Below are 22,688 nucleotides of genomic sequence, written 5' to 3' on the forward strand. Positions count from 1 at the left end.
TTGAAAGTGGTTGGCTCCGATTTCTTGTTTTTCAGCACCCGCCTCCCTCATCCTGAGGAAGCGCGCGAGCGCTGTCTCGAAGGATGGGCCGCTTGTCCGGTGTGCCGCCCATCCTTCGAGACGGACCTAGCAGTCCTCCTCAGGATGAGGGGTAACCAAGCAGCTTGCCTTCTAGTGCTTCATCGCCTCTTACGCCCGCTCGAAGCCGCGGGCAATCTCGTAATCGGTGACCACGCGGTCGAACTCCTCCAGCTCCCATTCGGCGGCGCGGGAATAGTGGTCGATCACCTGGTCGGAGAACGCTTCACGCAAGAACTTCGACTTGCGCAGGGTCTCGCGGGCCTCGCGCAGAGTGTGCGGAATTTCCCTCGCCTTCCTGGCGTCGTAGACGTCGCCGGTGGTCGGTGCGTCGAGTTCCAGCTTCTCTTCCATGCCCTTGATGCCGGCAGCGATCTGAACCGCCAGTGCCAGATAGGGATTGAGGTCGGAACCGCCGATGCGGCACTCGACGCGAAGGCCCTTGGTCCCTTCACCGCAGAGCCGGAAGCCGGCGGTGCGGTTGTCGACCGACCACACAGTCTTGGTCGGCGCGAAGGTGCCCTTCTGGAAGCGCTTGTAGCTGTTGATGTAGGGCGCCAGGAAATAGGTATAGTCCGGCGCATACTTGATGAGCCCGGCCATGTAGTGGCGCATGGTCTCGGACATGCCGTATTCGCCCTTGGCATCCACGAAGACGTTGTTGCCGTCCTTGTCAAACAGCGACTGGTGCACATGGGACGAAGACCCGACGCGGGAATGATGCCACTTGGCAAGGAACGACGCGGAACGCCCTTTTGCCCAGGCAATTTCCTTCACCGCATGCTTGGCGATGGTGTGATATTCGGCCGTGTCGAGTGCCGGTGCATACTTGATGTTGAGCTCTTCCTGCCCGGCTTCGGCCTCACCCTTGGTGTTCTCGACCGGGATGCCGGCGGCATAGAGGTGATTGCGCACCGGGCGCATCACATCCTCTTCCTTGGTGGTCTGCAGGATGTGGTAATCTTCGTTGTAACCGGAAATCGGCTCCAGATCGCGGTAGCCGCCCTTGCGCATATCCTCAAAGCTTTTCTCGAACAGGAAGAATTCCAGTTCGGTCGCCATGATCGGAGTCAGTCCGAGTTCCTCCAGACGCGCGACTTGCGATTTTAGCATGGCGCGCGGGGAATGCGGCACTTCCTTGTGGGTGTGGTGATCGAGGATATCGCACATCACCATGGCCGTGCCTTCCAGCCACGGCACCCGCCGCAGGGAGGAAAGATCCGGTTTCATGACATAGTCGCCGTACCCGCCGGACCAGCTCGTCGCCGCATAGCCTTCGACCGTGTACATCTCCAGGTCGGTTGCCAGCAGATAGTTGCAGCAATGGGTCTCGTGATAGGCACTGTCGACGAAATGCTGGGCGTGGAAACGCTTGCCCATCAGCCGTCCCTGCATGTCGACGATACAGGTCAGCACCGTGTCGATCTCGCCGGATGAGACGAGAGACTTCAGTGCATCAAAGGTCAGGTTGCCAGGCATTTTACGGTTGTTCCAGGTTGAGCGGTCGAGAATTGAATTCCGGAAAATCCCGGTCCGGAGGGGTCGCTCCGGACCGGCAGATCTGACCGTGCCTGCCGATGGCCGGCACGGTCCGGGTTTCTATCAGGAATAGCGGTAAGGCCGGCCGGCCTTCTTCATGTCCTGATTGTACTTCTTGAATATCTCCACGACCTTTGCCTTGGTCGGGGATTCAGCTGCGATCTCGTCCCAGAAGGCCATCGCGGCTTCTTCAACCGTTGCCCATTCGGCGTCCGGAATGGAGGTCAGCTCCATCTTGGTGCCGTTGACGCGCAGGTTGGCTTCACCGCCCCAGTACCACCACTGGCGATAGTAGTGCGACGCATCCATGGCAAGCTGCAGCATGGTCTTCAGGTGATCGGGAAGCTCGTTCCAGCGTTCCTGGTTGGCGAAGAACGAACCAGCCCACGCACCCGAGATGTTGTTGGTGAGGAAGTAGTTGGTCACATCCGCCCAGCCGACGGTGTAATCCTCGGTGATGCCCGACCAGGCAATGCCGTCGAGTTCGCCGGTCTGAACGGCAACCTCGATGTCTTCCCACGGCAGGGTGACCGGCACGACGCCAAACTGGCTCATGAAACGGCCGGCTGTCGGGAAGGTGAAGACGCGCTTGCCTTCAAGATCCTTCAGAGAACGGATCGGGTCCTTGGTGGCAAAGTGGCACGGATCCCAGGAACCTGCGGAAATGTGCTTCACGCCAACCTTGGCATATTCCTCTTCCCAGATTTCCTTCAGGCCGTACTGGTTGAACAGCACCGGCACGTCGAGGGAATAACGGGAAGCGAACGGGAAGTAGCCGCCGAAGACGGTGACTTCGGTCGGGGACGCCATGCTGTCGTCGTCCGACTGAACGGCATCGATCGTGCCCTGCTGCATGGCGCGAAACAGTTCGCCCGTCGGCACCAGCTGGTCGGCGGTGTAGAGCTCGATCACCATCTCGCCGTTGGCGGCCTTGTTGAAGGCATCGATATGCGGCTTGATCACGTGTTCGGCGAGCGCCGGACCGGCATAGGTCTGGAGGCGCCATTTGATCTGCGACTGGCCATGCACGGCCGGAGCCGCAAGGGTGGTCGCTCCGGCGGCGGCGGCAGTGCCGATACCGGCTTTTTTCAGAAACTCACGTCTGTTGGTCATCTCAAGTTCCCCTAAGTTTCACATTCAGCTAAAGCGGTGCGGCCGTTTTCCGGCTCTCGTAAGTCCGCGGTCCAACTCCGTTTTTCCTCCGGACGTTGTCTTCTTGTCCCGTTCCTCGCTACCTGCCGTAAACCAGATCCGGCAACCACAGGGCAATTTGCGGGAAAACCATGACGAGGACGAGCGCCAGGACCATCACCGCGACAAACGGCGTAATCGAACCGTAGATGTCGCGCATGCTGATTTCCTTGGGCGCCATCGCCCGCATCAAGAATAGATTGTAGCCAAAGGGCGGTGTCATGTAGGCGATCTGCGTGGTGATCGTGTAGAGCACCCCGTACCAGATCAGAACTTCGCCCGCCGGCATTCCCAGATCAAGGCTTGCGACCAGAGGCACGTAAAGCGGTGCCACGATGACCAGCATCGCCGTATCGTCCAGGAAGGTGCCCATCACCAGGAAGGACAGCTGCATCAGGATCAGGATCATCCACGGCGACAGGCCGAGCTGTTCGGTGAAGAGGCTCTCGATGGCCTTGACCGCGCCCAGACCGTCAAACACCGCGCCAAACCCGAGGGCGGCAAGGATGATCCACATGAACATGCACGAAATCCCGAGCGTGTTCTTCAGGCAAAGCTTCAGGATATCCCAGGTCATCCGGCGACGGATGATGGCAGCCACCAGGGCGGCCAGAGCACCAATGGCCGAGCTTTCCACCAGGCTGGTGTAGCCCTTGACGAACGGTACCATCATCACCGCAAAGATGATGATCGGTAGGATGCCTGCCAGAAGCAGATGATATTTCTCGTCCTTGGAGGCGTCGCGCTCTTCTTTCGTCAACGCAGGGCCGAGTTCAGGTTGGATCTTGCAGCGGATCGCGATGTAGACGACGAACATGGCTGCCATCATCAGACCAGGAACGACCCCCGCCAGCCAGAGCTGGCCGACAGGAGCGCGCGCGATCATCGCATAAAGCACCAGCACCACGGACGGTGGCACCAGAATGCCAAGCGACGACCCGGCCTGGATTACCCCCGTGACCATCCGTTTGTCGTATTTTCGTTTCAGGAGTTCCGGCAACGCGATGGTCGCACCGATGGCCATGCCGGCAACCGACAGACCGTTCATGGCGGAAATCAGGACCATCAGCAGGATCGTGCCAATAGCCAGACCGCCATTGAGCGGGCCCATCCACACGTGGAACATCTTGTAGAGGTCGTCGGCGATCTTGGTTTCCGACAGCACATAGCCCATGAAGATGAACATCGGCAGCGTCAGCAGCGGATACCACTTCATCAGCTTCATGGCCGCGGAGAACGGAATGTCGCCACCGCCAGTGCCCCAAAGGGCCAGAGCGGCGATTGCGGCAATGCCACCGATGGCGCCGAAAACGCGCTGCCCCGTCAGGAGCATCAGCATCATCGACGAGAACATCAGGAGAGCGATCATCTCGTATGACATCAGAGCGTCTCTCCCTTGATCAGGGCGATATCCTTGATGAATTCCGAGACGGCCTGCAGCAGCATCAAAACAAATCCAATGATCATTATGAGTTTGACCGGCCAGAGATAGGGCCGCCAGGCCGTCGGGCTACGCTCGATATAGCCGAGCTTTTCAGCCGCCGCGTCAGGACCACCGGTGATGAAGGAAACGAACAGGTCCCACCAGAAGCTGAGCGAGTCCTTGCCGAAATAGCCAAGCGAGTACGCCGTGGAATTCAACGCGCCATAGAGCAGCACACCGAGATAGAACATCAGCAGCAGCACCGTGAAGGCATCGAACCAGGCCTTCTTCTTGGCGCTCCACTCGGCATAGAACAGATCCATGCGCACATTGGAGCCGAGCTGTATGGAATAGGGCCCGCCCAGAATGTAATAGGCAACCATCGCGAACTGGGCGACTTCCAGTGTCCAGAGCGATGGATTGAAGAAGGTCTTGGAGATCGACGACCACAGAAGGATCGCCGCCATGACGAAGACCCCCCACATGATTATCTTGCCGAGACCCCGATTGAAGCCGTCGACGATGCAGATATAGACGCGGGCAGCCTTAAGCATGGGCTTCTCCCTGCGTCTGCCCGCCAACGGCTTGCGCGGCGTGCTCCAGCAGGGGCGCCAGAAGATCGCTCCACTGCGCTTCTTCTGCCGAGGTCTTCACTTCGTCGTTGCGGATTTCAATCATCAGGCAAGGCAGCTTGCGATCCTCGCCGTGCCGGCGGATTGTATAATAGACACCATCGGACGGAGCGTACGGCTCGTTGTCTCCAACGGTCAGACCACCCTTGGCCTTCAGGCCCTCCAGGACCGGATCGGCAAGACGCCGGTCCTTGTCGTAGATGAGGCCGATTTCCCAGGGACGGGACTGGCCCTTGTAAACCGGTGTGAACGAATGGATGGAGACCACCGCTGTCGGCAGCCCGCGCTCGAGACGCTGGCTGATCACATTGTCGATGGCGTCGTGAAACGGCCGGTGCGCAAGGTCCAGACGGAAGGTCTTCTCATCGGCCGACAGGTCCTGGTTGCCCGCAATCTTGGTGGTTTCGCTGAGGCACGGGATCAGGTCAGGCCGGTTTTCCTCGCGATTGCAGTCGATGATCAGGCGCGACACAGTGGTATGGACCAGCGGCGCATCAAGGCTCTTGGCCAACCCCCTGGCAACGCCGAGCGCTCCCGGGTCCCACGCGATATGCGCAATCTTGTCCGCATCGGTAATACCGAGCGATGTATCGTAGGGGGGTGGAAAGAAGTTGGAAGCGTGATCGCAGACAAAAACGAAAGGCCCCGCTCCCTCCGCATTTTCAACGGCGACAGCCCGAGTCATTCCTCCGGTCTGGGGATTCGAACCCATTCCCTACTCCCTGAAAGATCGGCCCTGCATTTTGTAATGTTTATTACAGGATTGCCGACTTAACTAACTTCTGTAATATTTGATACGCAGATTGCAGCGGCTGTCAAATGAAATTCAGTGCCGCGGACCGTCATAAAGGCCGACGACCATGGAACGTCCTCTTCTGGAAGATATTCGCGACCGTCTGGACGAATTCACCGCCACGGAAAAGAAGGCGGCGCATGCGTTGTTGGCCAATTACCCGATGCAGGGACTGGGCACCGTCGCCCAGTTTGCAGAGGCCGCGGGGGTCAGTTCCCCCACCATCCTGCGCTTCGTCGGCCGCCTGGGCTTTCCCGGCTTCGCCGAGTTTCAGCGCAAACTCCGCGGCGAACTGGAAAGCCAGCTGAATTCGCCACTCGCCCGCAGTGCCAACATGGAAGACGACCCGGTCGGCGACCCCCATGTCAGCCAGCTTCTGGAAAACGTGCGCGAGACCTTTGCCCATCTGCCGAAAGGCGAACTCACCGGCCTCGTCAAGCTGCTGTCGGACGAACGCAAGCATGTGCACCTGATCGGGGGCCGCTTTACCGATGGCCTTGCCCGTTACATGGCGGCGCATTTGCGGATCGTGCGAGCCAACGTCAATCACGTCGCCGGCCAGCAGGGCAACTGGCTGGACCAGCTCATCGGCATCGGTCCGAAGGACGTGGTCGTCGTTTTCGATATCCGGCGCTACCAGGCTGAAATCATCCAGTTTGCCGAAGCCGCCGCCCGACAGGGTGCGACCGTGGCCCTTGTCACCGATAGCTGGATGTCACCGGTCGGCCGCATCGCAACCTTCGTTCTGCCTGCCCGCGTCGCGGTCCCTTCCCCATGGGACTCCTCGCTGGCGCTCATGGCGATTGCCGAAGTGCTCATCACCGGCGTCACCCGTGAGAACCAGAAGCGGGCCCAGGAGCGCATGCGCGCACTGGAGAAATTGCGCAACGACATCGACCCCTCGACAGAAGGTCGCGCCATGGGGCCGGATATCTGAGCGGCCTGGAACCACTTGAAACCGTGAACAGTCGAAGATCGGTTCGCTCGCGGTGAGCGACTCACCTATACTCGCCCCATCACGGCCCTGCTGAAAGCCGAAGCGGGCCCCTGACAGAAGCTGCGCCAGCCGGTCTGGCAGGTCCCGAACCGGCAGGCCTGAACAGGGAGCGAGATCCATCGCAAGTGACGCGCCCCTAAAAGGTGCCGTGTTTCGGCCCGTCATCCGCTCAACACCAAGAGCCTTTATCCGCCGGGGTGACCGGCTGCTGGTGCAAGACAAGCGACACCCCGTCAAAGGCCGGTACTTCACTCTGCCCGGCGGCAAGCAGGACCCGGGCGAAACGCTTGAAGCCTGCCTGAAGCGCGAATGCGTGGAAGAAATCGGTGCCGCAATCACCGTGTCGCACCTGATGCATGTGGCGGAAGTTCATCGGCGCAAACAGGCCGCAAGAGAATATCAGCACCAGCTCGATTTCATTTTCGCCTGCAGCGTTGCCGAAGACTACCAACCGGTATTGGGACCACGCCCGGACCCGCATCAGGTCGGGACACGCTGGATAGGTTTCGACGAAGCTCAACAGCTACGTCCGCTTTATGTCACAAAACTGTTTTCACTTGGCTGTACGCGGGAGCCCGAAGTCTATCTCGGACCCCATAATGATTAATGCCCCAAAGACCATTCGGGAAAATCTCCGTTTTCTGTGCGCGGAAATCGATGGTCAGCTCATACAGCTTGAAGCCTTCTTCAAGGAACCGACGGCAGCGACGGCACGCCGGATCATGGACCGTGCCGGATACGCCCATAACCTGAAGAGCCGGATTCTTGCGGCCTGTGTCCAGCAGATGGCCGGAGCCAGAAAGAACGATCGCAAACATCTTACCCTGCGCAGCCTTGAGTTTGTCGCCACCGATCTTCAGCGCATCGCCAACCTGGTGCGCCAATCCTTGCGCCATGCAGAGCGCATCGAAACCTTTGTAACGCTCGAACCTGAACGTTATCCCGCGATCGTCAGTCGTGTCCGGCAAGGCGTTGCCCGCATCGAGGACGCCCTTCTCAGCAGGGACAGTGAAAAGGCCATAGAGATCGGCCAGCTCCAGAACAAGATCGAGGCTGACTACCGCAAGCTCTTCAAGGCCTACACACGCGACATGCGCAACCCGGACCGGCTGCCGGCCGACATCGCCAACAGCCTGCTGGTCGCCAGCGAATTCCAGCGCATGGGCGAATCCCTGCGGGCCATAAGCGAAGCGCTGATTTCCGCCAACATCGGACAGGCAGTCAATTTCGAACGCTATTTCGCCCTGCAAGGCCTGATGTCGGACCTGGACACGGCCAGCGACGATGTCACCATCGAAACGATTGCCGAAACCAGGTCGGGAAGCTCCATCTCCGCCATCAAGGACAAGAAGACCGAAACGGTTACGGCCGTTTTCAAGGATGGCGACAAGAGCAAGGTCAAGGAAGAGCGCCAGGGCGTGAAAAGCTGGCATTCCATCTATCCAGGCCTTGCCCCGAAAATCCTTTCCTACCGCAAACGCGACCAGTCGGCAGCGCTCCTGATCGAACATTTGCCTGGCCTGACCTTCGAGCACATCGTCCTGAACGAAGGCGACGCCCTGCGCAACCAGGCACTTGCCAGTCTTTCCCGCACGCTGAAAGACGTCTGGAAGCAGACGCGGACTGCAGAACCGGCGGATCTCGGCAGCATGCAGCAACTTGGCAAACGCCTTGGAGACGTCCGCAGGGTTCACCCGGAATTCAAGGAAACCGGCATCCATTTCGCGGGAGAGACCCTTCCCTCGCTCGACGCCCTGATCACCCAGGCAGCCGACCGCGAGGCAAGGGTAACCGCTCCCTTTTCCGTCTATATCCACGGTGACTTCAACGTCGACAACATCATCTACGACCCCGGCGAGAACCGGATCCACTTCGTCGATCTGCATCGCTCCCGCTACATGGACTACGTTCAGGACGTGTCCGTGTTCATGGTTTCGAACTACCGGCTTCAGGTGCTCGACAGGGAAACACGTCGGCGGATCAGCGATGTCTCTCTCGCATTCTACAAATCCGTAAGAGCCTTCGCCCGCAAGCAGGGTGACGACACGTTCGAATATCGGCTTGCCCTTGGCCTTGCCCGGTCCTTTGCCACGTCGACGCGGTTCATTCTGGACAAGTCCCATGCCCGGCGCATGTGGCTGCGTGCCCGCTACCTGATCGAACAGGCCCTTGCCTGCCCGCCTGGCGCCGAGGCCCGGTTCCGCCTGCAAATGAAGGAGATCTTCGTTGACTGACCTCAGGATCGGCGTTGTCGGCATACCCGGCAAATGGTCGACGGAAGTTCTGGCGGACGCCCTGGAAGCACAAACAGGTTTTCGCTGCGTGGTCGACATGGCCGACGTCGTTCTGGATCTGGAAGCCAGGGCGCTGATGGCTGGGCAGATCGATCTTTGCAGCCTCGACGGCATCGTGGCCAAGAAGATCAGCCAGACCTACAGCCCCGCAACGCTGGACCGGCTGGAGATGTTGCGCCTTGCCGAGGCCAGCGGCACCAAGGTCTTTTCCAGCACAAGGTCCATTCTCGGCCTGGTCAACCGGCTGAGCTGCACCGTGACCCTGGCCAATGCAGGCATTCCCATGCCAGCCACCTGCGTGAGCGAAAGCGAAGACGAAGCACTGGCCGCCGTCCTGCGGTTCGGCAGTGCGGTGTTCAAGCCCCTGTTTTCGACAAAGGCCCGCGGCATGACGCTGATGGATGCCACTGAAGGCGAAGCAGCCCTCCGGCACAAGATTGCCGCGTTCAAGGCCGACAATCCGGTGATGTACCTGCAGAAGAAGGTCAATCTTTCCGGCAGGGACCTCGGCATGGTTTTCCTCGGCGGGTCCTATCTCGGCACCTATGCCCGCGTTGCCCAGACAAACAGCTGGAACACGACCATCCTTCACGGCGGCAAATACGAACCGTTCGAACCTGATGCCGACCTGATCGAACTGGCGCGCCGCGCGCAGGAACCGTTCGATCTCGACTTCACCACCGTGGATGTCGGCCTGACGGACAACGGACCGGTCGTGTTTGAGGTCTCGGCCTTCGGTGGTTTCAAGGGAGCTCTGGAAGGCGCCGGCATCGACGCTGCCAAGCTTTACGCCAACCATGTAATTGAAAAGGTGCGCGGATGACCGGCATAACCGTCCAGGACGTTGTGGACGCTCTTTCCCCGGCTCGGGAAACGCGAAACTGCGATCCGGTGTGCCTCACGGTCGGCGGCCATGTGGTCGAGGTAAGATGCACCTCTTCGGCGCTTCTGGCCGAATTGCTGCGCTATTTCCAGCATGTGATTTCCGCGCCGAGCGAACCGGACAGGATCGTCCATGTGCTCGGATCCATGGAACTGCCCTTCGACCCGGAGTACACCGACTGGGAGCGGGAAACGGGAAAGTCCGGCCGCAAGGATGCGGTCTGCGACCTTGAAAACGGGCGCCTGATCCTGAAGGTCCGCACGGGTCTGCAGTTCCTGCAATCCCCCGACTGGGCGATCGCCTTTGGCCCTACGGACGATCACCCCAACCAGGTGATCAACTTCATCAACACCCAGTTTCTCAATCACTTCCAGCGGCAGGGGTGGGTCGCCTGTCATGCAGCGGCTGTCCGCACCCCCAACAGGGGGCTTGCGATATCGGGCCTTTCCGGCGGCGGCAAGTCCACCTCGATGTTGCGCCTGATGGAGCTCACCGGCACGCAGTATGTCACCAACGACCGCCTTCTCGTGCGCAATGCCGGCAACAGTACCGATGCGCTCGGCATTCCGAAGCTGCCGCGCATCAACCCGGGCACCATCGTCACCAATGCACGGCTGACCGGTCTTATCGACGAGGAGCGCGAGGAGGAACTGCGCAACCTGGAACCGGACGAACTCTGGCACCTGGAAGAAAAATACGACCTCTTCATCGATGACATCTATGGTCCCGGGCGCATTTCCCACGATGCGCGCCTGACAGATTTCTGGGTGTTGAACTGGTCCCGCGACAGCGCCGACGCGACCGAAGTAAGCAAGACGGATCTGAAGGACCGGCCGGATCTTCTGTCGGCGATCATGAAGAACCCCGGCCCGTTCTACCAGACGCCGCAAGGCCCGTTCTGGCCGATGAAAACACCGCTCGACACAGAGGCCTATCTGGGGGCGCTCGAAGGTGTTCAGGTGTGGGAAGTGAAGGGACTGATCGATTTCGACGCCCTGTTTGAAGCCGGTGCAGAGCTGCTGGGACAAACGCCATGACAGACCGCTTCGCCATCCTGGTGCGTCATGGCGCTTACAATCAAAAACCGGACACGCCGAGTGCCCTGCAGCCCTATGGCCTGACCGATGCTGGCAAGGTGCAGGCACAAGAACTTGGCGCCGAGATTGCAGACATCGCGCGGCAGGAAGGCATCCGGCTGGCACCGGAGATCTTGTGTTCACGCCAGCTCAGAGCCTGGCAGACGGCAGCGCTTCTTGGCCAGTCGCTTGGTGAAGTCCTCGGATCGGACTTCACGATCACCGAGGATGAAGCTCTCGCCGAACGCAGTGTCGGTGCCCTTGCCAACCTGACCTTGCGGGAAATCGAGCAGGTGATAGCAGACGATCCACGCACCGCCTCGCTGCCGGGCGACTGGAAGTCGAACAGCCACCACAGACTGCCGGTCCAGGGCGCTGAGAGCCTGATGGAAGCCGGACAGCGGGTGGCTGCGTTCATGGATCAGAAGATGACAGATCTGGATGACGAGGCAGGGCCTAATGCCCGGATCTTCGTCGGACACGGCGCTTCCATACGCCATGCCGCCCACTGCCTCGGCGTTCTGTCGTTCGACCAGATCCGCCAGCTCAGCATGCACCACGCCCGTGCCCTAGTCCTGAAACTGGACGAGAACGGCACCTGGACGCACCACGGCGGCGACTGGAAACAGCGCCAGCCTCTTGAAACCGCAACGGATTGAACCGGATTGCTGCCATGATGACCCATCTGCCACTGACCCCGCTTCTGCCGCCGATGGACCAGGCGGAAGCCATTGATCTCGGCCTGCCCGAAAGTTGTGTCCCCTGGCCACTGGCGCCCATCGGGAATCTGCGCCTCGGCCAGTTCACCACCGAAAGCACCCTTCCCGGTGTTGTCGGCAGCCTTGCCCGGGCAAATGCTCTTGGCCCCTGGGACTGGCCGGAAAAGCCGGTGATCTTCATTTCCGACCTGCATGCGGATGCGGAAAGCCTGTTGAGATCCCTGACGGCGGCACGGGCAATCCAGCGCAATGGAGATGGTCTGAGCGACTTTCACCTGACGCCCTTCGGCCGAAGCTGCCAGTTCATCATCGGTGGCGATTGCCTGGACAAGGGCCCCAGCAATCTGGACCTTCTCGACAGCCTCAGCGCCCTTCTGAAAACCGGCGCCGATGTCGTCATCCTCGCCGGCAACCACGACCTGCGGCTTTACCTCGGTCTCGAAGCCCTGACGGTCAAGCGCAGCTCGCTCAACGCCCATATGTTCGTTCGCATGGGCAAGAAGGTGATGCCGCTCTTGAAGGAAGTACACGAGCGGTATGTCGGCAGCTCGGCCAACCTCGCCATGCTGCCCGACGAGGAAACCTGCCTATCGCTGATGGTTCCGGGAAAGAAGTGGACCAGACAATTTCCGAAGGCAGCCTCACGCTATCTGAGTGACGCGGCCATCCGCAAGGAAATGCAGCGGCTCAAGAAGAAGGCGGACAAGTTCGCGGAACACGCCGCCGAAGTCGGCCTTACCATTCGTCAGCTGTATGCTGCCGCGCTCAAATGCCGGGAACTCTTCGTTGAACCCGGCGGACGCTACGCCTGGTTCTTTCAAAGCCTCAAGGCCGTGCATCAGAGCGGATCGTTGCTGTTCGTGCATGCCGGTATCGATGATCACATGGCGTCCCAGATTTCGGCAAAAGGTGTGGCCCACGTCAATCGCCGCTTTCGGAAGGAAAGCCGGAAGGATCCCTTCGTGTTCTACTCCGGCACCATCGCCAATCTGATGCGCACGAAATACCGGGATGTGGACCATCCCCTGACCGAAACCGGCGTAGACGATCTCCATCTTGCCGGCATCAGGATGCTGGTACAGGGGCACGTCAACAGGCACAGCGGACAGGAGCTGACGTCCAAGCACGGCCTCTTGCATCTGGAAGCGGACATCACGCTCGACCGGCATTCCAGAAGCTCCGAAGGCCTTGAAGGCATTGGCACCGGCGCCACGATCATCTGCCCGGATGGCAACATCGTCGGCATCAGCCGGGATTATCCCCACGCCAAGCTGTTCAATCCGGCGCACATTCTCCAGCAACACGGATTGTCGTCATGATGGAACGCAAGGGCCGTTTCCGGCACCAGTCCCTGCAGGACAGGAAATCGATCCAGAAACTGCTCGACGCCGTCAAGCGTGGCATCGCCAAGGGCGAGCTGCAATTCGGTGACGACACCGGCGAGATTACCCTGCACCCGAAAGGTCTGCTGGCCATCAGGGTGACAGCCACCACGGAAGACGACCAGTCCCGCCTGGACCTGCGCATCACATGGGCCAATGATGGCCAGGACAAGAAGGACAATGGCAAGCTGAAGGTAAAGGGCGGATAGGGACAAGCTCCACCAATCTTCTTACCCCCTCACCCTCATTCCGGACCAGGAAGGCGCAGCCGCCCGCAGATCCGGAACCCGGTCATGAGTCGCGCTGCGAGCGCGTCCTCTCAAGTCCCTGGCTGAGAAAACAAAGCAGCCTCTTCTGGAGGAACACAAAGGCCGGTGTGTACCGGATCCCGTCCTGGCTGCGCCAAACCGGGATGACAAGCATCGGATTGGGAAAAAGCCTTGGGGCCAATGCGGCCCTCAGCAGATGCGCGGCAGTTGCTCGCCCGAGAGCCAGTCGACAACACGGGAGCCGCCGAAGCCGGTCTTCATGACCACCATGCAATCGGTGTCCTCCACGATTTCGCCGATCTTCGCAGCGTTCTGACCCAGCGGGTGAGCCTTCATGATCTCCAGCAACCGGTCTGCATCAGACGCCTCGCAGATGCAGATCAGCTTGCCTTCATTGGCGACATAAAGCGGGTCGAGACCGAGCAGCTCGCAGGCCCCTTCCACATCCGGGCGAACAGGGATCTCACCCTCGTCGAGCATCACGCCAACCTTCGAAGCATGAGCGATTTCGTTCAGCGCAGCTGCCAGTCCCCCCCTGGTCGGATCCCGCAGAACCGAAATGCCCGGCACCGCGTCGACCATCGAACCGACGAGGCCATGCAGCGCTGCACTGTCGGACTGGATTTCGGTTTCGAAGGTCAGGTTTTCCCGTTTCGACAGGATGGCAACACCATGATCGCCAATAGTGCCGGACAGGAGAACTGCCTGACCTGGCTTGGCCGCAGCGGGAGAAATCGAAACGCCTTCCGGCAGAACGCCAACACCGGTCGTTGTGATGAAGACCCCGTCGCCCTTCCCCTTTTCAACCACCTTGGTATCGCCGGAAACCACCGGCACTCCGGCTTCACGGGCAGCGCGCGCCATGGATATGACAATGCGTTCCAGATCTGCCAGCGGGAACCCTTCTTCCAGTATGAAGCTCGCGGTGAGCGACACCGGCCTCGCACCGGCCATGGCTACATCGTTCAAGGTGCCATGGACCGACAGCGATCCGATATCGCCACCTGGAAAGAACAGCGGCGAGATCACATGGGCATCGGTCGACATGACAAGACGACCTGGCGGCACTTCAAGCACCGCCGCATCATGGCCCTGGTCCAGGATTGTATTTTTCAGATGCCGGTGAAACAGGTCCTCGATCAGGACGGCCATGGCCCGGCCGCCGCCGCCATGGGTCATGTCGACAGCGCCGGTACGGAATTTTGCCTGCGGATCGATGCTGGTCACGCCGCGGCTCCCTTGGCGGCGGCAATCGCCTCGCGCTTGCGGCCATAGGTCCAGTATGCGGCGCAGGCACCTTCAGAGGAAACCATGCAGGCCCCCATAGGATTGTCCGGCGTGCAAACCGTGCCGAACAGCTTGCATTCCGTGGGCTTCTTCACTCCGCGCAGGATCGCGGGACATTCGCAGGATTTGACTTCGCGCGACTCCTTCGGGCTGAGTGCAAAACGCTCTTCGGCATCGAAGTCGACATAGGCTTCTCGGATTTTCAGGGCACTGTCAGGAACATAGCCCAGCCCGCGCCATTCAAAGGTCCGGCGCAACTCCAAAACGTCGTCAACCAGCCGTTGGGCCTTGCGATTGCCTTCCTTCGTGACGACCCGGGTGTACTGGTTTTCCACTTCATGCCGGCCTTCGTTGATCTGGCGGATCAGCATCAGGGTCGACTGCATCACGTCGAGCGGCTCAAAGCCGGCAATGACGACGGGTTTCCTGAAGTCCCGCGCTGCCGGTTGGTACGGCGCCCAACCGATGACCGAACTGACGTGAGAAGGCCCAAGGAAACCGTCAATCTTAACCGGCGGCTCCCCTGGCTCTGCCGGAGCGTTGACGATATGGGCGATGGCAGGCGGTGTCAGAACGTGATTGCAGAAGACGGAGAAATTCTTCAGGCCTTCCGCCTTTGCCTGCAGGATCGCGACCGCCGTTGGCGGCGTCGTCGTCTCGAAGCCGATGGCGAAAAAGACCACCTGCCGTTGCGGATTTTCGCGCGCAATCCGCAGCGCATCCTGGGTCGAATAGACCATCCGGATATCGGCGCCTTCGGCCTTGGCCCGGATCAGGCTCTTCTGCTTGGTGCCCGGCACCCGCATCATGTCGCCATAGGTGGTCAGGATAACATTCGACTTCAGTGCCAGCTCGATCGCATCATCGAGACGCCGTACCGGCAAGACACAGACCGGGCAGCCCGGCCCATGCACATACTCGACATTTTGCGGAACCAGATCCTGCACTCCGTAACGGAAAATGGCGTGAGTATGCCCACCGCAAAATTCCATCAGATGGTAACGCCGGTCCGGATCAGCTTCCTGCCGGATTGCAAGGGCAAGCTTTTGCGCCAGTTTGCCGTCCCGAAATTCCTTGATGTATTTCATGCGCCCGTCCCCACCACCGGCTCGCCCGCCATCTCCTCCAGCTCCACGGCAAGAACACCGGCTTCCGCCATAAGCTGAAGGGTCCGTTCGGCTTCCTCCTCGCTGAGCTTGTGCAGGGCATAGCCGACATGGACGAGCACATAGTCGCCAACGGCCACCTCCTCCAGGAGAGCTGTCGAGACCGGTTTCCGGATCCCTTCCAGAGCGACGGTTGCCATGTCGTCGCTATCGACGGAAACCACCCTTGCGGGAATGGCGAGACACATGACGGAGAACTCCTATTCCGCAGCAAGACCGCGTGCGTGCGCTGCCTGCGTCTTCAAGGCACCGTCCAGCCAGACTAGCCAGCCTTCCAGGCCACCGCCAGTGCGCGCCGACACTTGTAGGACCTGGATCTTGTGATTGACCCGTCGTGCATTCCTGATCGCCGCGCCGACGCAAAAATCGACATGCGGCAGAAGGTCGGTCTTGTTGAGGATCATCAGGTCGGCGTTGGCGAAGATATCGGGGTATTTCAGCGGCTTGTCCTCGCCTTCAGTCACCGAAAGGATCACCACCTTGAGGGCTTCACCGAGATCGAATGCCGCAGGACAGACCAGGTTGCCGACATTCTCGATGAAAAGCACGCTGCCTTCGTCCAGCGGCAACTTCTCCAAGGCATGACCGACCATATGTGCATCCAGATGGCACCCCTTGCCGGTGTTGATCTGAATGGCAGGTACTCCCGTTTCCCGGATCCGCTCGGCATCGTTTGACGTCTGCTGATCACCTTCGATGACCGCAGCCGGGATCCTGCCCGCCATCCGCTTCAAGGTTTCGACAAGCAGCGTTGTCTTGCCGGAGCCGGGGCTTGAAACAAGATTGAGTGCCAGAACGCCTTTTGCGGCCAGCAAGGCACGATTGTTGTCCGCATAGGAATTGTTCTTGCCCAGAATATCGGTTTCGATCTGGATCAGCCGTGCCTGGCTCATGCCCGGAACGGAAACGCCGGCTTCCCCTTCGCCGAAATGGACATGACCTGCGTCATGTGAATGGGCGTGTCCATGGTGATGCTCATGGTCATGTTCGTGAGACCCGCTGCAACCGCATACCGTACACATCACACCACCTCCAGTTCCCGGATCTTCAGCTCTTCCCCGCTGACAACCTGCAGGGCTTCCGAACCACATTCCGGGCAGCAATCGAACCGTGTGTTCAGCTGCACGGTCTTGAAACAGGAAAGACATAGCGCCTCGGCTGAAGGCCTGGAAATTTCCAGAATGGCGCCTTCGGCGAGTGAGCCCCGCATGACGACGTCGAATCCGAATTTCAGCGCCTCTGGTTCGACGCAAGACAGCGGTCCGATGTCGACCGCGACCCGCTTCACCCGGGTAAAGCTATCCTTCGCCGCCTGATCCTTCAAAATGTCGAGTATGCTCTCGCAAAGTGACATTTCATGCATGGGCTGCCTCCCTCTGCTGATCTGCCTTTTGCAGCCACTCCAGCAAGAAAGCCTCGGCTGCAGCCAGATTGGCAGCTGCCTTGTCGGACAGCCCTTCCTTTACCTCACCGAATTCATAGCCGGAGATACCAAGCACGAAGGCTTTCGGTCGGGCGCCATAAAGGGTATCGCAAAGAGCCAGAACAGTCTGCGGAATCAGACTGTGGCTGCCAAGCACTTCCGGTGCACCCGGCGCGATTTCCCGGAACGAATAAGGTCCCGCGGCACCGATCTCCGCGTCAACGAAGATCACCACATCGTGCTCTGAGACCGCCAGCGCATGTTCGGCGACGAGCTGATAATCGGTATCGACCTCCAACCCCGGCAATCCGCGCACGGCGATAGCCTCGGACAAGGCCGGCCCAAGCCCGTCATCGCCCCGCCCGGGATTGCCATATCCGATCAGAAGCATGAAGACGTCCTCTCTTCAGAGTTCCTACAAAAACCCTTTCCAGCGTCATCCCGGCCAAGCGCAGCGCGAGCCGGGATCGGGGAGGCACAGATTTCTCGGCAATTCATTTCCCGAAAGAGAGTATCGAACTCGCCGATCCCGGATCTCCGCTTTGCTGCGTCCGGGTGGACGATCTGAGAGGCTGTCATATCGTCGAACCTCCCACGCTCACACACACTGCGTCCGGCTGTCGACCAACGCGCCATCCGCATTGAACAGCTCTACCTGCAGCGGCATCTGACCGAGAGCGTGGGTGGCACACGAAAGGCATGGATCATAGGCGCGGATCGCGACTTCGACATGGTTGAGCATGCCCTCGGTGATCTGCTCCTTGCCGGAAAGATGCTTGACCGCAACATCCTTCACCGCGCGGTTCATGCCCTCGTTGTTATGGGTCGTGGAGACGATCAGGTTGCAATAGGTAACCTGGTCATGTTCATCGACCTTGTAATGGTGGATGAGGTTGCCACGCGGAGCCTCGATCACGCCGATGCCTTCCTCGCGCCGGTCCCCCTTGGCAATCAGATCCGTTCCTTGCAGATCCGGGTCGTTCAGAAGCTCCCGGATCTTCTCCACGCAATGCAGAACCTCGATCATCCGCGCCCAGTGATTGGCCAGCGTGGAATTGTTCGGCGTACCGCACGTCACGGCCTTGAGGTCTTTCAGGGCTGCATCGGCGAGAGGCGTGTCGATGAAGGCAGCCGTGTTCATGCGTGCCAATGGCCCGACCCGATACCAGCCGACATCCGGACCAAGCGTCGTGATGAAAGGGAATTTCATGTACGACCAAGAGCGCACGTCCTCGACAATCAGCTCGTGATATTTCGTGTAAGGCACCTGATCGAAGATCATGTCTCCGGTGGAGCTGAGAGCCCGCAGGTTGCCGTGATAGAGATCAAGCGCCCCGTCGCTCTCGCGCACCAGTGACATGTAGTTGGAGGGGAACGAACCGAACTCGGCGACCAGGTCTTCATGCTCCAGTGTGTAGTTCCTGGCGAGTTTCACCGCATCCAGGGACCATTCGATCATCTGGTCCACCGAGGCAAGAAAATGATCCCGCCGTTCAATGGGCAGGTTTCGGTTGATACCACCGGGAATGGCGCCGGTGCCGTGCACCTTCTTGCCTGCCGTCGCCTCGATGATTTCCTGCCCGTATTTGCGCATCAGGACGGCGCGCTTGCCGAGTTCCGGATTCTCCTTGATCACCTCGAAGATGTTGCGCTTTTCCGCAGGCGCACCGAAGCCGAACAGAAGATCGGGCGCTGCCAGGTGGAAGAAGTGCAGCACGTGGGACTGCATCACCTGGCCGTAATGCATCAGCCGGCGCATCTTTTCCGCCGTCGGCGTCAACTGGTCGACACCGGCGATCATGTCCATGGCTTTCGCTGCCGCCAGATGGTGGCTGACAGGGCAAATGCCGCAAAGCCGCTGCACGATCACCGGCACTTCCCACATCAGCCGGCCTCGGATGAACCGCTCGAAGCCGCGAAATTCGACAATGTGCAGCCGGGCTTCATCCACTTCGTTTTCCGCATTGAGGTGGATCGTCACCTTGCCGTGGCCTTCCACGCGGGTAACGGGAGAGATTTCAATCAGTCTGGGTTCAGTCATCGCCATCACCCTCAGTCGAACTTGATCATTTCACGCTCGAAGCCCCGGAACTTGCCGGTCAGCAGCTTGGAAAGCGTGTCGAAGATGATGTCCCCACTGGGTGCACAGCCGGGGATCTGGTAGTCGATCTCCACCACCTGGGAACACGGATAAACCTCGTCCAGAAGCAGCGGGAGAGCCGGGTCGTTGGGCACGTTGTGGGTCGTGTTGCGGATGTACTTGCCGGTGATATAGGCCTCGTCCAGACACTCGCGCAGCGGCGCATCGGAATGCATGATCGCGTTGCGCATGGCCGGCAGCCCACCCATGATCGCGCATTGGCCGAGCGCGATCAGCACATCGCAGTTGCGCCGGAAGTCATGCAGCACATGCACATTTTCCTCGTTGCAGCAGCCGCCCTCGATGATGCCGATGTCGCACCGCTGGGTGAAGCGCTTCTTGTCGGTAAGCGGCGAGCGGTCGACGTCGACAAGCTGCATCAGTTCGATCAGGCGCTCGTCGATATCCAGGATCGCCATGTGACAGCCGAAACAGCCGGCAAGAGAAGCGGTCGCGATCCGGGCCTTGGGCAGCTCGCTCATTTGCGCTTCTCCTCGATGTCGTGACCGATCAGGCCATGATCGAATTCCCGCTCGCCGATGGGAACGGCGAAACCGACGCGCTTGCGGATGATGCAGCCGACCGGGCAGACCTCCGCCGAAATCGCGTGATCGGTCACCTCCGCATCGGTATCGGCAAGGTTCTCGCCGTTGACCGCGACCCGACGATGAATGCCCCGTCCGACATAACCGAAGATGCCCTTGCCATCGACGTCCTGAGACGCGCGGATGCAGCGTCCGCAGGAAATGCAGCGGTTGGTGTCCAGCGCGATGTCGGGATGGGAAGCATCCAGCGCCCGGCACGGTTCCAGATAGGGAAACCTGGTGGCTTCCGTCATGTCCAGCCTGTAGGCCATCGCCTGAAGCTCGCAATTGCCACTGGCCTCGCAGATCGGGCAAAGGTGATTGCCCTCATGAAACAGCATTTCCACCAGGTCGCGGCGCATCTTGGTCAGGCGCGGTGTCTCGTTTTCCACCGCCTGCCCCGGCGCCGCCGGCTGGGTGCAGGCGGCAACGCTGCGCCCGCCCGCCTTCACCGTGCAGACCCGGCAACTGCCCTGATGGCGCAGGCCTTCGTGATCGCACAGGCGCGGGATATAGACCCCGGCTTCGTCGGCCGCTTCCATGATGGTCTGGCCCGCGTAGGCGGTGATCTCCACCCCGTCGATGGTGAAGGTGAAGCCAGTCTCTCTCTTCGTGCCGCTCATTGGGTGAAATCCTTGTCGAAGATATAGGAGCGGCGCTTGGCGATCTTGCGTGCCCCGTCGATGGCCGACTGGATGTCGAACGTATCGCGGATGCCGTCCTTGCTCGGCTTGATCACCGCCGAATAGACCAGCGGAAAGTTCTTCAAGGTGGTGAGAACCGGGTTGGGAGACGTCATGCCGAGACCGCAGCGGCTGGTCTCGATGATCGTACCGGAGAGGTCCTTGAGGTAGTCGATGTCCTCCGGGTTCGCGAGCCCCTTGCGGAACTTCTGGATCGCCTTCTGCAGGAAGACATTGCCGACCCGGCAAGGCGTGCAGTAGCCGCAGCTCTCATGCACGAAGAAGGACATGTAGTATTCGACGATTTCCAGAACGTTGCGCTCGCCGTTGAAGACAATGACCGCCCCGCCGGTCGCAAGGTCGTCGAACGTCAGTTTGCGGTGAAAGCTGTCGCGGGCGATCATCGTGCCGCTCGGTCCGCCAACCTGAACCGCGGCGGCATCCTCGCCGCCGACCATCGCCAGCAGTTCCCGGACCGTGTGTCCGTAAGGCAGTTCATAGATACCCGGGTTCAGGCAATCGCCACAGACGGAGAAGAGCTTGGTGCCGTGCGAGCCTTCCATGCCCATGGCATTGAACCATGCCGCCCCCTTGTCGAGAATGCGCGCGGCATGACAGAAGGTCTCCACGTTGTTGACCACCGTCGGATACCCGAGATAGCCGCGGTTAACCGGGAACGGCGGCCGCGTCTTGGGTTCGCCCGGCAGACCCTCGCAGGAGCTGATAAGCGCACCTTCCTCGCCACAGATGTAGGCGCCCGCGCCAAGCTGCAGGCGGATATCGAAATCAAAGCCCTTAACGCCCAGAATGTCCTTGCCGAGAAGACCGCGCCGGCGTCGTTCTTCCAGAACCTGAAGCAGAAGCTCGCGCAGATAGACATATTCGCCGCGCAGATAAAGGATACCCTCGCGCGCACCGACAGCCCTTGCCGCTATAGTCATGCCTTCGATCAGGAGATGCGGCCGTTCGGTCAGGAGAACGCGGTCCTTGAAAGTGCCCGGTTCGCCTTCATCGGCATTGCAGATGACGAAGTGCTTCTCGGCACGTTCACTGGCCGCGAACCGCCACTTGCGGCCGGTGGTAAAGCCTGCACCGCCACAGCCGCGCAACCCGCTTTCCTCGATCGCGGAGATGATCTGCGTCGGGGTTATCGTGGCCGCCTTGGCAAGCCCGGCGTCTTCTGGAACAGGCCCCAACAGCACTTCACCCGCATGGCGGATGTTGTTGTCGACCATATGCAAGGCGCGTTCGGAAGGTGTCAGCGCCTCGAACCTTTCGCTGATCAACTGCTCCGGGCTTCGGCCCGCCTTCAGCGCCTGCGCAGCGCTGCGCGCGGTCTCCGGCGTCAGTTTCGTCAGGACGATGTCGTTGACCATCGCGGCCGGTGCCTGATCGCACATGCCGATGCAAGGAGTGTATTCCAGCGAAAACGCACCGTCGTTGCTGGTTTCGCCGATTTTGAGCCCAAGCTCCTCTTCAAAAACACAGGCAACCTCTGACACCCCGGAGAACCGGTCAACGATATCGTCACACAGCCGAATGGTGACCCTGCCTTTCGGCGCCAGGGAGAGGAAGGAATAGAAGCTGGCAACGCCCTCCACCTCGATCCGGGTGAGACCGGTAGCGGCGGCAATATGGTCCATGGTGGCCGGGGCGATGCAGCGGTAGCGGTCCTGCACCTCGCGCAGGATGTCGAGCATTCGGTGCTTGTCGTTGCCAAATTGCGCGCAGATCGCTTCGATCTCTTCGGCAGGAACAGGCGCGGTTCCGCAGATGGCCGTGGAGACCCCGTTCCCGGTCTTGTGCCCGTTGTCCATGGCCCCTCCCTCCTGATACCCAAAGCAGATTGCACCCGCGTAGGCGATGACCGTTCCGTCCGGCGCGATTGGCTGGTGTTGCGCCCTGCCGCTAAATCGATTTGAGATCAAACCGGACTGCAGCACATGATGGCAACGACCCGCAATACACTTGTGAAATTTCCGAGTAGTTCCACGCTTCCAGACTTGCAGGAAAACGTCTTTGAGGAAGATCAACCTGCTTAAAATCGGGGCAGATGGTACCTGATGGCCTATCAGTCGATCCTGCTGAATAAGGCGCGTTCAAGGACCTTCAGTCAGGGCAAAAAATCA

At 60.0% G+C, this 22,688-nt stretch carries 23 protein-coding genes; 8 read left to right on the forward strand and 15 right to left on the reverse strand.

The window, feature by feature from the left end; translation table 11 throughout:
- Window positions 1-189: 189 nt before the first annotated feature.
- From HCG46_RS06085 to HCG46_RS06105, 5 genes are all read right to left on the reverse strand, one after another.
- A complete protein-coding gene (locus HCG46_RS06085) occupies window positions 190-1,557 on the reverse strand; it encodes a glutamine synthetase family protein (protein WP_168685132.1) in 1,368 nt (455 codons plus the stop codon).
- 123 nt (window positions 1,558-1,680) lie between these two features.
- Window positions 1,681-2,730: a TRAP transporter substrate-binding protein gene (locus HCG46_RS06090; protein WP_023003097.1), complete on the reverse strand. Its 1,050-nt coding sequence runs from the start codon at window positions 2,728-2,730 to the stop codon at window positions 1,681-1,683.
- A gap of 118 nt (window positions 2,731-2,848) precedes the next feature.
- Entirely contained in the window at window positions 2,849-4,189 is a 1,341-nt protein-coding gene (locus HCG46_RS06095) for a TRAP transporter large permease subunit (RefSeq protein ID WP_023003096.1), read from the reverse strand.
- Window positions 4,189-4,785 carry a TRAP transporter small permease subunit gene (locus tag HCG46_RS06100; RefSeq protein WP_023003095.1) on the reverse strand — a complete coding sequence of 199 codons (597 nt, stop codon included), beginning with the start codon at window positions 4,783-4,785 and terminating at the stop codon, window positions 4,189-4,191. Before HCG46_RS06100 ends, HCG46_RS06095 begins: the two co-directional genes overlap by 1 nt.
- A complete protein-coding gene (locus HCG46_RS06105; protein ID WP_209009322.1) occupies window positions 4,778-5,575 on the reverse strand; it encodes an N-formylglutamate amidohydrolase in 798 nt (265 codons plus the stop codon). Before HCG46_RS06105 ends, HCG46_RS06100 begins: the two co-directional genes overlap by 8 nt.
- A 148-nt stretch (window positions 5,576-5,723) precedes the next feature.
- On the opposite strand from HCG46_RS06105, the gene HCG46_RS06110 reads away from it, so the two are divergent.
- The 8 genes from HCG46_RS06110 (at window position 5,724) to HCG46_RS06145 (ending at window position 13,216) form a co-directional block, all read left to right on the forward strand.
- Window positions 5,724-6,593: a MurR/RpiR family transcriptional regulator gene (locus tag HCG46_RS06110; protein WP_023003093.1), complete on the forward strand. Its 870-nt coding sequence runs from the start codon at window positions 5,724-5,726 to the stop codon at window positions 6,591-6,593.
- Between the two features lie 208 nt (window positions 6,594-6,801).
- Window positions 6,802-7,260 (forward strand): NUDIX domain-containing protein, encoded by a 459-nt coding sequence (locus HCG46_RS06115; RefSeq protein ID WP_075281942.1) that lies wholly within the window; start codon window positions 6,802-6,804, stop codon window positions 7,258-7,260.
- Entirely contained in the window at window positions 7,253-8,887 is a 1,635-nt protein-coding gene (locus tag HCG46_RS06120) for a phosphotransferase (protein WP_168685134.1), read from the forward strand. The genes HCG46_RS06115 and HCG46_RS06120 overlap by 8 nt, the downstream gene beginning before the upstream one ends.
- Window positions 8,880-9,770: a GAK system ATP-grasp enzyme gene (locus HCG46_RS06125; RefSeq protein ID WP_168685136.1), complete on the forward strand. Its 891-nt coding sequence runs from the start codon at window positions 8,880-8,882 to the stop codon at window positions 9,768-9,770. Before HCG46_RS06120 ends, HCG46_RS06125 begins: the two co-directional genes overlap by 8 nt.
- The gene (locus HCG46_RS06130) at window positions 9,767-10,867 is read left to right on the forward strand and encodes an HprK-related kinase B (RefSeq protein WP_055656270.1); all 1,101 of its coding nucleotides are present in this window, start codon (window positions 9,767-9,769) and stop codon (window positions 10,865-10,867) included. Before HCG46_RS06125 ends, HCG46_RS06130 begins: the two co-directional genes overlap by 4 nt.
- Window positions 10,864-11,565 carry a histidine phosphatase family protein gene (locus HCG46_RS06135; RefSeq protein ID WP_168685138.1) on the forward strand — a complete coding sequence of 234 codons (702 nt, stop codon included), beginning with the start codon at window positions 10,864-10,866 and terminating at the stop codon, window positions 11,563-11,565. Before HCG46_RS06130 ends, HCG46_RS06135 begins: the two co-directional genes overlap by 4 nt.
- A 14-nt stretch (window positions 11,566-11,579) precedes the next feature.
- On the forward strand, window positions 11,580-12,944 hold the full coding sequence (locus HCG46_RS06140; RefSeq protein WP_209009324.1) for a metallophosphoesterase family protein: 1,365 nt from the start codon (window positions 11,580-11,582) through the stop codon (window positions 12,942-12,944).
- Window positions 12,941-13,216: an amphi-Trp domain-containing protein gene (locus HCG46_RS06145; protein ID WP_152505618.1), complete on the forward strand. Its 276-nt coding sequence runs from the start codon at window positions 12,941-12,943 to the stop codon at window positions 13,214-13,216. The genes HCG46_RS06140 and HCG46_RS06145 overlap by 4 nt, the downstream gene beginning before the upstream one ends.
- 249 nt (window positions 13,217-13,465) lie before the next feature.
- On the opposite strand, the gene hypE is transcribed toward HCG46_RS06145, so the two are convergent.
- From hypE to HCG46_RS06195, 10 genes are all read right to left on the reverse strand, one after another.
- Window positions 13,466-14,455: a hydrogenase expression/formation protein HypE gene (gene hypE / locus HCG46_RS06150; protein WP_168685629.1), complete on the reverse strand. Its 990-nt coding sequence runs from the start codon at window positions 14,453-14,455 to the stop codon at window positions 13,466-13,468.
- Window positions 14,456-14,499: 44 nt separating this feature from the next.
- Window positions 14,500-15,651 carry a hydrogenase formation protein HypD gene (gene hypD / locus HCG46_RS06155; RefSeq protein ID WP_168685142.1) on the reverse strand — a complete coding sequence of 384 codons (1,152 nt, stop codon included), beginning with the start codon at window positions 15,649-15,651 and terminating at the stop codon, window positions 14,500-14,502.
- Window positions 15,648-15,917, reverse strand: coding sequence for a HypC/HybG/HupF family hydrogenase formation chaperone (locus HCG46_RS06160; RefSeq protein ID WP_168685143.1), 270 nt, complete (start codon window positions 15,915-15,917; stop codon window positions 15,648-15,650). Before HCG46_RS06160 ends, hypD begins: the two co-directional genes overlap by 4 nt.
- Before the next feature lie 12 nt (window positions 15,918-15,929).
- Window positions 15,930-16,751 (reverse strand): hydrogenase nickel incorporation protein HypB, encoded by an 822-nt coding sequence (hypB, locus tag HCG46_RS06165; protein WP_205838376.1) that lies wholly within the window; start codon window positions 16,749-16,751, stop codon window positions 15,930-15,932.
- Complete coding sequence (gene hypA / locus HCG46_RS06170; RefSeq protein ID WP_168685145.1) at window positions 16,751-17,092, reverse strand: hydrogenase maturation nickel metallochaperone HypA; 342 nt, start codon at window positions 17,090-17,092, stop codon at window positions 16,751-16,753. The genes hypB and hypA overlap by 1 nt, the downstream gene beginning before the upstream one ends.
- Complete coding sequence (locus HCG46_RS06175; protein ID WP_168685147.1) at window positions 17,085-17,543, reverse strand: hydrogenase maturation protease; 459 nt, start codon at window positions 17,541-17,543, stop codon at window positions 17,085-17,087. The genes hypA and HCG46_RS06175 overlap by 8 nt, the downstream gene beginning before the upstream one ends.
- Window positions 17,544-17,750: 207 nt before the next feature.
- Window positions 17,751-19,193, reverse strand: coding sequence for a Ni/Fe hydrogenase subunit alpha (locus tag HCG46_RS06180; RefSeq protein ID WP_082809895.1), 1,443 nt, complete (start codon window positions 19,191-19,193; stop codon window positions 17,751-17,753).
- A gap of 11 nt (window positions 19,194-19,204) precedes the next feature.
- Complete coding sequence (locus HCG46_RS06185; protein ID WP_055656289.1) at window positions 19,205-19,774, reverse strand: NADP oxidoreductase; 570 nt, start codon at window positions 19,772-19,774, stop codon at window positions 19,205-19,207.
- Window positions 19,771-20,499 carry a 2Fe-2S iron-sulfur cluster-binding protein gene (locus HCG46_RS06190; RefSeq protein ID WP_062487256.1) on the reverse strand — a complete coding sequence of 243 codons (729 nt, stop codon included), beginning with the start codon at window positions 20,497-20,499 and terminating at the stop codon, window positions 19,771-19,773. The genes HCG46_RS06185 and HCG46_RS06190 overlap by 4 nt, the downstream gene beginning before the upstream one ends.
- On the reverse strand, window positions 20,496-22,376 hold the full coding sequence (locus HCG46_RS06195) for an NAD(P)H-dependent oxidoreductase subunit E (RefSeq protein WP_168685149.1): 1,881 nt from the start codon (window positions 22,374-22,376) through the stop codon (window positions 20,496-20,498). Before HCG46_RS06195 ends, HCG46_RS06190 begins: the two co-directional genes overlap by 4 nt.
- Window positions 22,377-22,688 lie beyond the last annotated feature (312 nt).

The sequence above is a fragment of the Labrenzia sp. PO1 genome (assembly GCF_012273635.1).
In the GTDB taxonomy this organism is placed as follows: domain Bacteria; phylum Pseudomonadota; class Alphaproteobacteria; order Rhizobiales; family Stappiaceae; genus Roseibium; species Roseibium algicola.

Bases quoted from the DNA above. Each gene is read 5' to 3' on its own strand.
- HCG46_RS06085 (WP_168685132.1), bottom strand. From the start codon at position 1,557: ATGCCTGGCAACCTGACCTTTGATGCACTGAAGTCTCTCGTCTCATCC.
- HCG46_RS06090 (WP_023003097.1), bottom strand. From the start codon at position 2,730: ATGACCAACAGACGTGAGTTTCTGAAAAAAGCCGGTATCGGCACTGCC.
- HCG46_RS06095 (WP_023003096.1), bottom strand. From the start codon at position 4,189: ATGTCATACGAGATGATCGCTCTCCTGATGTTCTCGTCGATGATGCTG.
- HCG46_RS06100 (WP_023003095.1), bottom strand. From the start codon at position 4,785: ATGCTTAAGGCTGCCCGCGTCTATATCTGCATCGTCGACGGCTTCAAT.
- HCG46_RS06105 (WP_209009322.1), bottom strand. From the start codon at position 5,575: ATGGGTTCGAATCCCCAGACCGGAGGAATGACTCGGGCTGTCGCCGTT.
- HCG46_RS06110 (WP_023003093.1), top strand. From the start codon at position 5,724: ATGGAACGTCCTCTTCTGGAAGATATTCGCGACCGTCTGGACGAATTC.
- HCG46_RS06120 (WP_168685134.1), top strand. From the start codon at position 7,253: ATGATTAATGCCCCAAAGACCATTCGGGAAAATCTCCGTTTTCTGTGC.
- HCG46_RS06130 (WP_055656270.1), top strand. From the start codon at position 9,767: ATGACCGGCATAACCGTCCAGGACGTTGTGGACGCTCTTTCCCCGGCT.
- HCG46_RS06135 (WP_168685138.1), top strand. From the start codon at position 10,864: ATGACAGACCGCTTCGCCATCCTGGTGCGTCATGGCGCTTACAATCAA.
- HCG46_RS06140 (WP_209009324.1), top strand. From the start codon at position 11,580: ATGATGACCCATCTGCCACTGACCCCGCTTCTGCCGCCGATGGACCAG.
- HCG46_RS06145 (WP_152505618.1), top strand. From the start codon at position 12,941: ATGATGGAACGCAAGGGCCGTTTCCGGCACCAGTCCCTGCAGGACAGG.
- hypE (WP_168685629.1), bottom strand. From the start codon at position 14,455: ATGACCCATGGCGGCGGCGGCCGGGCCATGGCCGTCCTGATCGAGGAC.
- hypD (WP_168685142.1), bottom strand. From the start codon at position 15,651: ATGAAATACATCAAGGAATTTCGGGACGGCAAACTGGCGCAAAAGCTT.
- HCG46_RS06160 (WP_168685143.1), bottom strand. From the start codon at position 15,917: ATGTGTCTCGCCATTCCCGCAAGGGTGGTTTCCGTCGATAGCGACGAC.
- hypB (WP_205838376.1), bottom strand. From the start codon at position 16,751: ATGTGTACGGTATGCGGTTGCAGCGGGTCTCACGAACATGACCATGAG.
- hypA (WP_168685145.1), bottom strand. From the start codon at position 17,092: ATGCATGAAATGTCACTTTGCGAGAGCATACTCGACATTTTGAAGGAT.
- HCG46_RS06175 (WP_168685147.1), bottom strand. From the start codon at position 17,543: ATGCTTCTGATCGGATATGGCAATCCCGGGCGGGGCGATGACGGGCTT.
- HCG46_RS06180 (WP_082809895.1), bottom strand. From the start codon at position 19,193: ATGACTGAACCCAGACTGATTGAAATCTCTCCCGTTACCCGCGTGGAA.
- HCG46_RS06185 (WP_055656289.1), bottom strand. From the start codon at position 19,774: ATGAGCGAGCTGCCCAAGGCCCGGATCGCGACCGCTTCTCTTGCCGGC.
- HCG46_RS06190 (WP_062487256.1), bottom strand. From the start codon at position 20,499: ATGAGCGGCACGAAGAGAGAGACTGGCTTCACCTTCACCATCGACGGG.
- HCG46_RS06195 (WP_168685149.1), bottom strand. From the start codon at position 22,376: ATGGACAACGGGCACAAGACCGGGAACGGGGTCTCCACGGCCATCTGC.